The sequence below is a fragment of the Bradyrhizobium sp. CSA112 genome (assembly GCF_029051645.1).
Taxonomy (GTDB): Bacteria; Pseudomonadota; Alphaproteobacteria; order Rhizobiales; family Xanthobacteraceae; genus Bradyrhizobium.
The window spans coordinates 1-8,253 of record NZ_JAACFS010000077.1 but is presented as its reverse complement, the minus strand read 5'-3'; the positions used below and the strand labels follow the sequence as shown (position 1 = coordinate 8,253).

Here is an 8,253-nt window from a genome sequence, read left to right as displayed (position 1 = left end):
CGCTGTGGCGCAGGCGGGTTCTTTAGAAGAATTACAGTCCTACCTGATACTGCTGCGGCCCATCACAACCTCGTTCCACTTGTGCAGTCCTCCAAATCCGAGGACATCGGAGTACCGGTCGAACCGTTCAATCGATTGTAACGAAACTTGAACAGATAGCAGTGAAAGCTGTGAACCAACTGCCGAAGAGCGTGGTGCGGGAAATCCGCACGCCACGTTCTGTGAGAACCGGGGGCGGGCGACCGCCTCCGGTGACCCGGTGGGCGGAGCTGCGAGGCTCCTCCCTCTCGATCAATCACTTTCGGGGATCCCGTCAGCGAAGGGGGGAGGGAGCCCGTAGGGAGTCCGTCCGCCAATGCGCCCCTTACTGATCCCAATGACTTCGGAGTCATCTGCGACGCGCTGTTAGGTGAGCACCCCCGTTCAGGTCCCCCCTTGCGGCCCCTCGCGGGGGAGGGGGTAGGGACAGGGATAAGCCGCAACGGAGGTGCGCCTAGAAAGCGTCAGTTCGACTTCGGGGTCGCCGCTGGCGGCTGGGCGGCCGCCTGCGGGGCGCGGCCGACCATTACGGTGAGCAGGCCGTCGCCCCAGAGCTTCTTCGCGACCCGCCTGGTGTCATCAAGCGTCACCGCGTCGACGATGGCGTTGCGCTTCTCGATAAAGTCGATCGGCAGCTTGTCGAGCTGATACTGCAACAACGCCTGCGCCAGCTTGGAGGAGGTGTCGAGCGCCAGCATCTGCGAGCCCTTGAGGTAGGACTTCGCCTCGTCGAGCTCCTGCTGCGTCGGGCCCTCCTCGGCGATGCGGCGGATTTCCTTCTCGACCGCATCGACGGTCTCGCCGGCGCGATCGGCGCGGGTGCCGGTGTTGCCGATGAACAGCGCGGAGTGATCCATCCAGAGCAGCGCTTCATGGATCGAATAGGCCAGCCCGCGCTTCTCGCGCACTTCCTTGAAGAGCCGCGACGACAGGCCGCCGCCGCCGAGAATGTGGTTCACCACACCGGCCGCCATGAACTCCGGGTCGTGCCTGTTGATGCCGGGTCCGCCGAAGGTGACGACGGTCTGCGGCACGTCGAGCGGGATGAAGGCGCGCTGCGGCGGCTTGGCCGCCACGACGTCGGGGATCGGCGTCAGTTCAGCCTTGGCCGGCAGCGCGCCGAAGGTCTTGTCGAGCAGCTTGCCGAGCGTATCGGGATCGACGTCGCCGACCACGACGATGCGCAGCGTATCCTTGGCGAGGATCCGGCGCGCATAGTCCTTCAGGTCGGCGATCTCGATCTTCGGTACGCTGTCCAGCGTGCCGGTGGCCGGCCTGCCATAGGGATGATCGCCGAACGCGACTTCGAGGAACTTGCGGTCGGCCAGCGAGGACGGATTGGTCGATTCACGGCGCAGGGTGGAGATCACCTGGGCGCGGATGCGTTCGACATCGGCCGGCTCGAACCGCGCGGAGGTCAGCGCCATCCGCAACAGGTCGTACGCTTCGTCCTTGTTGTCCTTGAGCATGCGAAGCGAGCCGCGGAAGTGATCGCGCGTCGCGGAGAAGCTCAACTTGATGGCCCGGCGGTCGAGCCGCTCATGGTAGGTCTTGGAATCGAGATCGCCTGAGCCTTCGTCAAGCAGGTCGGCGACCAGATTGCCGACGCCGGGCTTGCCGGCCGGATCCTGGCTCGCGCCGCCGCTGAAGGCATATTCCATCGCGATCAGGGGCACGGTCGCGTCCTGCACGAACCACGCTTCGATGCCGCCAGGCGACACCAGTCGCTGGATCTTGGCTGCAGCCTGCGAGGGCGCGGATGACAGCGTCAGCATCGCGGCGCAGGCGCCGCCGATCAGTGCCGCGCGGCGGGTGAGGGAATAGGTCACGAGCGCTTCTCCTTATGTTTCGGCGCAGTATCCTTGATCAGATAGCCGGTCACCGATCGCTTCTTGTCGAGCCATTTGGCCGCGGCGTCGCGCACCTGCTCGGCGGTGACGGCGCGGATGCGGTCCGGCCAGCTCCTGATATCGTCGATGCTGAGACCGGTGGTCAGGGCACCGCCATACCAGCGCGCCAGCGTCGCCTGATTGTCCTGGGCGTAGATCGCTTCGGCAATGAGCTGGGTCTTGACCCGCTCGAGGTCCTCGGCGCGTGCGGTATTCTGCGCGAGGTCGGCGATCACCTTGTCGATCGCCTCCTCGATCGGCGCAAATTCGACGCCGGGCTTCGGCGTCACCAAGATCGAGAATTGCGACGGGTCGAGCGCCGTGCCATCGTAGCCAGCGTCGGCGCTGATCGCGAGACCCCTGTCGATCACCAGCGCGCGGTAGAGATAGGAGTTGGCGCCGCCGCCCATCAATTGCGCGAGCACATCGAGCGTGGGGCTTTCGCCCGTTGCCGCCGTCGCGGCCGCCGGCACCAGATAATAGCGGCGCAGACCGGGCTGCTCGACGCGCGGATCCGACAGCGTCACGGTGCGCGGCGCCGCCGGCATCGGCTCCTGCGGCCGGATGCGCTTCTCGGGGATCGCGTGCTGCGCCGGGATCGGACCGAAGTTCTTCTCCACCAGCGGGCGGATGTCCTTGACGTCGACGTCGCCGGCGATGACCAGGATTGCGTTGTTCGGGGCGTAGAAGCGCTTGTAGAACGCGAGCGCATCCTCGCGGTCGAGCTTTTCGATCTCCTGGTGCCAGCCGATCACCGGGCGGCCGTAGGGATGGTTGAGGTAGAGCGCGGCCATGATCTGCTCGGTCAGCCGCTCGTCCGGCTCGTTGGCGACGCGCATGTTGTATTCTTCCAGCACGACGTCACGCTCGGGCAGCACGTTCTCGTCCTTGAGGATGAGGCCGGTCATGCGGTCGGCCTCGAACTCCATCATGGCAGGAAGCTGCTCGCGCGGCACGCGCTGGATGTAGCCGGTGGTGTCGACCGAGGTGAAGGCGTTCTGGTTGCCGCCGACCCGCCGCACGGTCTGCGAGAACTCGCCGGCCGGGTGCTTGGCGGTGCCCTTGAACATCAGATGTTCGAGGAAATGCGCGAGCCCGGATTTGCCCGGCGTCTCGTCGGCGGAGCCGAGCTTGTACCAGATCATCTGCGTCACGACGGGCGTGCGGTGATCGGGGATCACCACAACCTGCAGGCCGTTGTCGAGCGTGAAGCTGGCGGGGCGTTCGGAGGTAACCGTGGTCTGGGCGCGGAGGCCGCTGCTTGACAGCGAGGTCGTGCAAACAAGTGCGGCAACGAAAAGGGCAATCGCTCGGTGTGAGGGCATCATGATCCTTATGGAAGCCCGAACATGCGGTCGGGGCGCGAAAGCACGGGCACCCTACACGGCACTGTCCGTGCCGGTCATCACGAAACGGAGAGAGACGCGCCGCCCCGCATTAAGCTTTGCTCATGTGAGGCGCGGCCGCGAGGATGAGATTGTAAAACCATACGTATCGCTGATTGACGTTAGGTTCGATCGTCTCCGCGCGGTACGCCAGCGCCTCTCGTGGCAAACCTTTTTACCTGCCGAAGTTTCCTCACGGTAAACGCGGTACCTTTCGGATAGTCACGCCCGAGAGGGCGTCTCCTTCAAGAACTCTACACACGTCGCATCTGGTTTCTCCATGAATGGCTGTTGGGGCGCCGACTTAAATCTCCGTTGACACCGAGCTCCAGTACGCCAGTTCCGGGCAGAATTCGGCACGGCATCGTGTCCGCAACAATCTGCCGGGTACACCGGACTTCTGCCCGCTCGTTTTCAAGACGCCAGTACGGGTGGGTCTGTTGCGCAGGATATCAAGGAACGCGCCCGCGCCGTAGTGAGCCAGATTCCAAAAGATCTGCTCGCGCGAACCGCTGCTGTTCTTCTCCTCAAAGACTCAAAGTCGAGCTACGTCAATAGAAGGCGAGAGACCACCGCAGGACCGTATCCAGCGATGGGGAATGGTCATCGGGAAGGCGGGACGGGGACCGCTCGATGAGGCAGAGGTTCTACGCGTGCAGCGCATCGCGATCGGCGATGAGCGCTTCGTGAAGCTCGGCTTCCGTACCGAAGCTGGTTTCGTCGGCGACCACGACCGCGAGACGCAAAGACCGATCCCGGATCATATCAGCGCGCGCCACGAAGATATCGCCTCCCTGGTCCGCGGACCAATCGCGTTCGATCATGCGGCGGAAAATGAGCTTGATCCAGTCGTCGCCGCCGCCGTGCTGGCCTTCGGTTTCGTCTTTATCTACCGCTTTGAGGACGGCAATGGCCGCATTCACCGATAGCTGATGCACCATGTTCTGGCACGACGAGGATTTCAATCCCGCTGGAATCGCCATTCCAGTTTCGGCAGTCACTCTCGACAAGATCAGCGAATACAAGGAAGTGCTGGAAAGCTATTCGATTAGATTGCTTCCGTGTGTTGAATCGGGAGCCGACGCCACAAGGCAACATGAAGGTCGTGAACGATACCGGGCGACTTTTACCGCTTCTTCGACGCGACGCCACACGCCGAGTTTCTGTACGAATGCGTGCAGAGGACCGTCGAACAGGATCTTCCGAAGGAAACCCGATTTTTGCAGAGCTTCGATACCTTCCGCACGAGGGGTCGAGAATATCGTCGACATGCCGGAACGAACGCTAAACAATCTCTTCGGGTTTCTGCAACAGAATGCAGGCGGACTCTCAAGCGGGCCCGCGAGAATGAGTTTTCTGAACTGACTTCGGATGAAGTGACGAGAATTGCGGAGCTTTATCAAGCCGCCTTCTCTCCTTTGCGGGGCGGCAGGAAACGGACAGCACGGTTTTTAATCGCTCACTCAGACCGTTCGGCCATGGCCTTTTCGATTTGCTCGGCAAGCTGCCTGAAATGGGCGGCGAGGTGCTCGTACAGTTCGCGCTCCTTGTGCGCGCGGCACCCTTGCGCAGCGCCGTCTTCAGCTTCGAGAATGCCATTTCAACCGGATTGAGGTCCGGCGAGTAGGCCGGCAAATAGCGCACCTTGGCGCCGACCGCTTCGACCGCCTGGCGAACGCCGTCGATCTTGTGGGTGCGCAGGTTATCCATGAAGACAATATCGCCTTTTCGCAGCATCGGCGCGAGGATCTGCTCAACATAAGCGAGGAACGATGGCCCATCCATCGCGCCGTCAATGACATAAGGCGCCGTCAGGCCGTTGATGCGCAACGCGGCAACAAGCGTCAGCGTCTTCCAGTGGCCGTGCGGCACGCTCGCAACGAGACGCTCGCCACGCGGTGAGCGGCCGCGATGCCGGACCATCTTGGTCGTAACCGCCGTCTCGTCGATGAACACGAGGCGCGGCGCATCAAGCTTGGATTGCTCGACCTTCAGCTCGGCACGCGCTGCAGCGACATCAGGACGATCCTGTTCGGCGGCGTGCAGAGTTTTTTTGAACGTGATATCGTGGCGTTCGTAGAAGCGCCAGACCGAGGTCGTGCCGGTTTTCAGCCGCTTCTCGGACTTGAGCCGCGCGCGAATCTCTTCGAGCGTCAAGTCCGGCTCCGCTGCGACCAGATCAAGCAGCCATTGGCGATGCGCCTCGAGCGGCGAGCGGCTGTGGCCCGTGCCGGGCAATGCCGCTACACTGCCCGTTGTCGCCCAGCGCTCGATCCAGCGGATTGCGGTCGAGGCACTGAGACCGAGCACCCGCGCCGCTTCCCGTCTGCTCTCGCCGTCTTCGACAAGCGCAACCGCCCGCGCCCTGAGGTCCTTCGAGTATCCCTTCGCCATCGCGCGACCTCGCCGTTGCTGTCAAAGCAACTCGAATCTGATTTGCGCGCCTCTGGGAACCCCCTTACTGTTCCGATTCACATCAACCGAAAACCGCTCTCTAGGATCCCCGCCCTTATAGAGCACAAAATAGGGTAGCCGGCGCTCGCCTTGCTTTCGTATCTGAATAAAAACGCGGCTTTCGCAGCGCAGGCACTTGGCCGTCAACCCGTCTTGGCTACCACGGGCGCCGTCCGTTAGCCGATCCCGAAGAGTACCCCACGTATCCTCGGACAAGGATGGAAGCTCGCGCGCCGACATTGAACCGATCGGCCGGTCAAACATGACCGCTTCGATGATGCGGCGCGGCGGGCGGTGCGGGGAGACTCACTTTTCAGCATTCCTAGTGGTTCATCATAGTGATTTTGACGTTTTGATACCGAGCCATTTGAGGATGGGCAAGTTTTCCGGTGGCAAGAGAATCTCGATGCTTCTGGGGACGCCGGGTTGACGTCGGATGAAGTCGTTCCGTTCGAGGGTGACGATCATCTGGTGGACAGTCGGCGGGCTGACGCGGAAATGGCGCTGGATGTCGGCTTCGGCGGGCGGCTGTCCGAACATGTACGAATAGGTATGGATGAAAGCGAGGTAGTGCCCCTGCTTCTCGGTGAAACGCGCGCCTGATTTTTGACTCATCGTTGGATTCGTCCCGGCCTCCGACAAGGAGGCAAAGCATGAATGTACGTTATCGGGTCGAATTGAGCCAAGCCGAGCGCGATGAACTGACGGCGATGCTCGGCGGCGGCAAGCACGCCGCCCGCAAGCTCAAGCAGGCGCAGATTTTGCTGGCGGCCGATCGGGGCCGCCGTGACGAGGAGATTGCCCGGACCGTGAGTGTCAGCCTCTCCACCGTCGGCCGGACCAAGCGCCGCTTCGTGGAAGGCAATCTGGAGCGGGCCTTGAGCGAGGAGCCGCGTCCGGGCGCGGAACGCAAGCTGACGGGCAAGGAAGAGGCCCTGCTGGTCGCGACCGCATGCGCCAAGCCGCCCACCGGCCGCAAACGCTGGACGCTGACGCTGCTGGCCGACACGATGGTCAAGCTCACCGATCACAACAGCCTGTCGGGCCAGACCGTGCGTCGCCGGCTGGCCGAGAACGACCTCAAGCCATGGCGCAGGGACATGTGGTGCATTCCCCATGTCGACGGCGAATACGTCGCCCGCATGGAGGACGTGCTCGATCTCTATTCCGAGGCGCCGGATCCCGAGCGGCCGCTGGTCTGCTTCGACGAGACCCCCGTCCAGCTCATCGGCGAGGTGCGTCAGCCGATCCCGGCCAGGCCCGGACAGCGCGAGCGCTACGATTATGAGTATCGCCGCAACGGCACCGCCAATCTCTTCGTCACCTTCGATCCGCATCGCGGCTGGCGCAACGTCAAGATAACAGACCGCCGCGCCGCCGTGGACTACGCCCACTGCATGTGTGATCTCGTCGACGTCCATTATCCCGACGCCGCCTGCATCCGCGTCGTGCAGGACAATTTGTCGATCCACAAGCCTGGGGCGCTGTATGAGGCCTTCGCCCCCCGCCGAGGCCCGGCGCATCCTGCGCCGCCTCGAATTCCACTTCACCCCGAAGCACGCCAGTTGGCTCAATATGGTCGAGTGCGAGATCAGCGTGCTACAGCGCCAGTGTCTCGGCCGCCGCATCGACGATCCCAAACGGCTCCGAAAAGAGATCGCAGCATGGCAACGGCAGCGAAACAAAGCACGAGACCGCATCAAATCGATGTTCACAACCGACAAAGCCCGCGCCAAACTCGGCCGCGCATATCCAACCATCGCCAAAGAGTCAAAATTACTGTGATAAACCACTAGTCCGATGAAGAGTTGATCGGCCCGGATCTCTGTTCCCAGGAGAGAAGGCCGTGTCCCCCCGAGTGACCGACGTAGGCTGCGCCAACGTACTGGATCGGAAATGGCGGCGACATAGGTCTCCTACCTTTCAATTCAAAAGGCAGATTGTCATTTGCCGCCTCCCGCTTCGCCTCCGCCAAATCGCTTGCGGCCATCTCTCGGACCAATGTGTACGGTTTCGCTTGGAATCTACGCGCCTGTCTCGCACTTTCTGCATCGCTTCAGGAGTTGTAGGCGCCGCGGCGCCGATGCCGACGTGATCGCCAACTATCCGACTGCGCTTGCGGCGAAGTTGCTGGGCGCTTCGACCATTGCTGCGCTCGGTCTTGGCGATCGCGTCGAGACCCGCCTGATCCAAGCCTCGCCCGGCCGGCGAGCAATATCACCGGTATTTGATGTTGCGACAACGCTCGCGTCCAAACGGCTTTCGCTCTCGTCGAAGCTGCGGAAGTAGCGCGAAAGAGGAAATTTGGATTATGGATGTATCCATCGTGTGCATTTGTTCTATCAGAACAATCGATTGGACGGTTCGACCGGTACTCCGATGTCCTCGGATTTGGAGGACTGCACAAGTGGAACGAGGTTGTGATGGGCCGCAGCAGTATCAGGTAGGACTGTAATTCTTCTAAAGAACCCGCCTGCGCCACAGCG

The 8,253-nt window shown here is 62.2% G+C and carries 7 protein-coding genes; 3 read left to right on the top strand and 4 right to left on the bottom strand.

Going from position 1 to position 8,253, the window contains the following annotated elements:
- Positions 1–503: 503 nt before the first annotated feature.
- Together GWE18_RS41465 and GWE18_RS41460 are read right to left on the bottom strand one after the other, a co-directional pair.
- The gene (locus tag GWE18_RS41465; protein WP_108523274.1) at positions 504–1,814 is read right to left on the bottom strand and encodes a pitrilysin family protein; all 1,311 of its coding nucleotides are present in this window, start codon (positions 1,812–1,814) and stop codon (positions 504–506) included.
- Between the two features lie 50 nt (positions 1,815–1,864).
- Positions 1,865–3,253, bottom strand: coding sequence for a pitrilysin family protein (locus GWE18_RS41460; RefSeq protein WP_275191244.1), 1,389 nt, complete (start codon positions 3,251–3,253; stop codon positions 1,865–1,867).
- A gap of 713 nt (positions 3,254–3,966) precedes the next feature.
- On the opposite strand from GWE18_RS41460, the gene GWE18_RS41455 reads away from it, so the two are divergent.
- A complete protein-coding gene (locus GWE18_RS41455) occupies positions 3,967–4,242 on the top strand; it encodes a Fic family protein (protein WP_275191243.1) in 276 nt (91 codons plus the stop codon).
- Between the two features lie 400 nt (positions 4,243–4,642).
- Here GWE18_RS41455 and GWE18_RS41450 read toward each other — a convergent pair whose 3' ends face one another.
- Positions 4,643–5,707, bottom strand: a complete 1,065-nt coding sequence (locus GWE18_RS41450; protein WP_275191242.1) for an IS630 family transposase — start codon at positions 5,705–5,707, stop codon at positions 4,643–4,645.
- 393 nt (positions 5,708–6,100) lie between these two features.
- Positions 6,101–6,382 (bottom strand): helix-turn-helix domain-containing protein, encoded by a 282-nt coding sequence (locus tag GWE18_RS41445; protein WP_275191241.1) that lies wholly within the window; start codon positions 6,380–6,382, stop codon positions 6,101–6,103.
- A 38-nt stretch (positions 6,383–6,420) separates the two neighbouring features.
- On the opposite strand from GWE18_RS41445, the gene GWE18_RS41440 reads away from it, so the two are divergent.
- Positions 6,421–7,552, top strand: a protein-coding gene (locus GWE18_RS41440) for an IS630 family transposase (protein WP_275191240.1) whose coding sequence is annotated in 2 segments (ribosomal slippage) — positions 6,421–7,266 and positions 7,268–7,552 — 1,131 coding nt in all. Because the reading frame shifts where the segments join, the coding sequence is not laid out codon by codon here.
- A 306-nt stretch (positions 7,553–7,858) separates the two neighbouring features.
- Positions 7,859–8,056, top strand: coding sequence for a hypothetical protein (locus GWE18_RS41435; RefSeq protein ID WP_108523268.1), 198 nt, complete (start codon positions 7,859–7,861; stop codon positions 8,054–8,056).
- Positions 8,057–8,253: the final 197 nt, after the last annotated feature.

What these genes read in the sequence shown, in the direction of transcription:
- GWE18_RS41450 (WP_275191242.1), bottom strand. Translation starts at nt 5,707, where the DNA reads ATGGCGAAGGGATACTCGAAGGACCTCAGGGCGCGGGCGGTTGCGCTT.
- GWE18_RS41465 (WP_108523274.1), bottom strand. Translation starts at nt 1,814, where the DNA reads ATGCTGACGCTGTCATCCGCGCCCTCGCAGGCTGCAGCCAAGATCCAG.
- GWE18_RS41460 (WP_275191244.1), bottom strand. Translation starts at nt 3,253, where the DNA reads ATGCCCTCACACCGAGCGATTGCCCTTTTCGTTGCCGCACTTGTTTGC.
- GWE18_RS41445 (WP_275191241.1), bottom strand. Translation starts at nt 6,382, where the DNA reads ATGAGTCAAAAATCAGGCGCGCGTTTCACCGAGAAGCAGGGGCACTAC.